Origin of the sequence: Marinomonas foliarum (assembly GCF_003337275.1) — a bacterium.
Classification (GTDB): Bacteria; Pseudomonadota; Gammaproteobacteria; order Pseudomonadales; family Marinomonadaceae; genus Marinomonas; species Marinomonas foliarum.
In genome coordinates, this window is sequence record NZ_QPJQ01000076.1 from 1 (window position 1) to 2,402 (window position 2,402).

3 protein-coding genes and 1 pseudogene are annotated in these 2,402 nt (G+C 43.0%); all 4 read left to right on the forward strand.

The genetic code is table 11. The annotated features are described in order from the left end of the window. Positions 1–108: 108 nt before the first annotated feature. A pseudogene (locus tag DFP77_RS19365) lies at positions 109–309 on the forward strand (hypothetical protein); the annotation flags it as partial. 16 nt (positions 310–325) lie between these two features. After that, positions 326–682, forward strand: a complete 357-nt coding sequence (locus DFP77_RS19370; RefSeq protein ID WP_114413803.1) for a DoxX family protein — start codon at positions 326–328, stop codon at positions 680–682. A gap of 67 nt (positions 683–749) precedes the next feature. Beyond that, positions 750–1,352, forward strand: a complete 603-nt coding sequence (locus DFP77_RS19375; protein ID WP_114413804.1) for a flavodoxin family protein — start codon at positions 750–752, stop codon at positions 1,350–1,352. A gap of 127 nt (positions 1,353–1,479) precedes the next feature. Then, a complete protein-coding gene (sfsA, locus tag DFP77_RS19380) occupies positions 1,480–2,199 on the forward strand; it encodes a DNA/RNA nuclease SfsA (RefSeq protein ID WP_114413805.1) in 720 nt (239 codons plus the stop codon). Positions 2,200–2,402 lie beyond the last annotated feature (203 nt).

Below are 2,402 nucleotides of genomic sequence, written 5' to 3' on the forward strand. Positions count from 1 at the left end.
CGGTATCGGCGAAGGAAAGCTGATTCATGTCATTCGGTCTTGAGGTAATGGTCAGATCGGCATTGTCTCATATTGGGGACTTAATCGCAGTTTCCTAAGCCTTTTGTAACATCTGTGATCACGGGGGCAAAACGCTTTGATCAAATAGAGCAGAACCTTGCGGCGGTAGAGGTCAAGCTGGACCAGGAAGATCTAAATACATTGGATGCAGTAAGTTGTCTCGCGCCAGAATACCCTGGCTGGATGCTTGAGCGTACAGCACCTACTCGCATGCCGTCTGGTAAGCAAACTACGCCAACATTGCGATAGTCAGGAGAGTACTCAAATGAAACTGTTTTCTTATCAAAATTTTATGACTTGGTTATTGGTCGCTTTTTTTGTCTTTGCTGGGTTGTTGAATGTGTTTCCGCCAGTGCCCTTGCTTGAAGACTACCATCGTTGGGGTTACCCCGATGGTTTCCATTACATCACCGCGGCACTTGAGCTTTTAAGTGCTTATTGGCAAGCCAAGTCGTCACTTAAATGGCGACGTGCTGGCCTTGCTTTAGGTGGTTTGGTTTTAGTTGGGGCGCTTATTACGCTCGTACTAAATCAGCAGTGGCTGCATGTAATTCTTCCATCGTTGGTGTTGGCAGTTTTGTTATTTCAATTTAAGCAAAAGTCTTTGCGTTGCGCTCTGTGATGAAAAGCTGAGCGTCTTTTGTCTTGTCTTTAAGACAAACTTTATTAATCAAATTAAGAGGTGTGTTATGAGTTTTTCTTCAGAGTTGAAAGGGGTAGTTATTTATCATTCTGGTTACGGTCATACTCAGCGTGTGGCAGAAGCCGTGGCGGATGGGGCAAACGCCAAACTGCTGCCGATTGATGCAAATGGTGAGTTAAGCGAAACAGCGTGGTCTGATATTAGCAAAGCGCACTTTGTGATTCTAGGATCTCCAACCTATATGGGTGGACCTAGCTGGCAGTTTAAGAAATTTGCAGATGCGTCATCAAAGCAGTGGTTTGAGGACAAATGGAAAAACAAGGTGTTTGGTGGTTTTACCAATAGCTCTAGTATTAATGGCGACAAGCTATCGACATTGCAATACTTTACTTTATTTGCGGCTCAGCATCGAGGCATCTGGGTGGGGATGGGAATGAAGTCATCTAACACAAAAGCGTCACAGCGTGATGATATTAACCGAATGGGTTCATTTCTTGGGCCAATGGCACAAGTGGCTGCCGATGCAGGACCAGAAGAAATGTCACAAGGAGACCTCGATACAGCACGCCTTTATGGGGTACGTGTTGCTGGTCTAACTGCGAAATTTTATTCGTTTGAGACGGAGCTTAGTTTGCGAGAAATTTCATAGCGTTTTGTGGTTGTTGTAATTCCTTATTACTGCATAATGGCTTTATATTTCAATAGGCTCTCTTTTTAATTACAAAGAGAGCCTTTTTGTTTGTATTGAGTATTGTGAAAAGTTCTGGAGTCGTAGGTTGAAATTTCCAACCCCCTTAATAGAAGGAAAATTGATTAAACGCTATAAGCGCTTTTTGTCCGATATTGAATTGCCAAATGGTGAGGTTGTGGTGGCCCATTGCCCCAATACTGGATCAATGAAACGTTGTCAGCAAGATAGCGCTCGTGTATGGCTATCTAAAAGTGATAACCCAAAGCGTAAGTTGGCTTATACATGGGAGCTGGTGGAGGTCGATGAGCAGTATTTGGCTTGCATTAATACAGGTTACCCAAATAAATTGGTAGGCGAAGCCATTGCTGATGGTGTTGTGACTGAGCTTGCTGGGTATACAGAACAGAAAGCAGAAGTGAAGTATGGCGAGAAAAGTCGTATTGATTGGTTACTCACTGGCGGTGATGGCAGCAAGTGTTATGTGGAAGTTAAAAACGTCACCTTATTAGAAGAAGACGGATTGGGGTATTTCCCTGATGCGGTGACGGATCGTGGTCGCAAACACTTATATGAACTGGCGAAGGTGGTCGAAGAAGGTCATCGTGCCGTCATGTTTTTTTGTGTGAGTCATATGGGAATTGATTCTGTTACACCCGCTGCTCACATAGATAAAAAGTATGCAGAAGCATTTATTGAAGTGGTTGGGAAGGGAGTTGAGGTGATTGCTTACCAAGTGGCTATCGGTACTCAGGAAATGAAAGTAGTGCGTTCTGTATCAGTAGAAATGCCTGAATTGATAGATTGAGAATACGTAAATTCTCTTTATTTGGTTGCTTTATAACCAAAAAGAGTGGTTTTTGACTGTTTTATGAACGAATACGCTTTCATTTAAAATAAATTGAAAGAAAATGCCGAAAAGGGTTGCACAAAATCTGTAGATCCTTAATATACGCCCTCGCTGACACGGACAAGGCTTCAGAGCAACGAAGACCAAGTTCAACTAACTAA

Excerpts from the sequence above, each read along its gene's own strand:
- DFP77_RS19370 (WP_114413803.1), top strand. The coding sequence starts at position 326 with ATGAAACTGTTTTCTTATCAAAATTTTATGACTTGGTTATTGGTCGCT.
- DFP77_RS19375 (WP_114413804.1), top strand. The coding sequence starts at position 750 with ATGAGTTTTTCTTCAGAGTTGAAAGGGGTAGTTATTTATCATTCTGGT.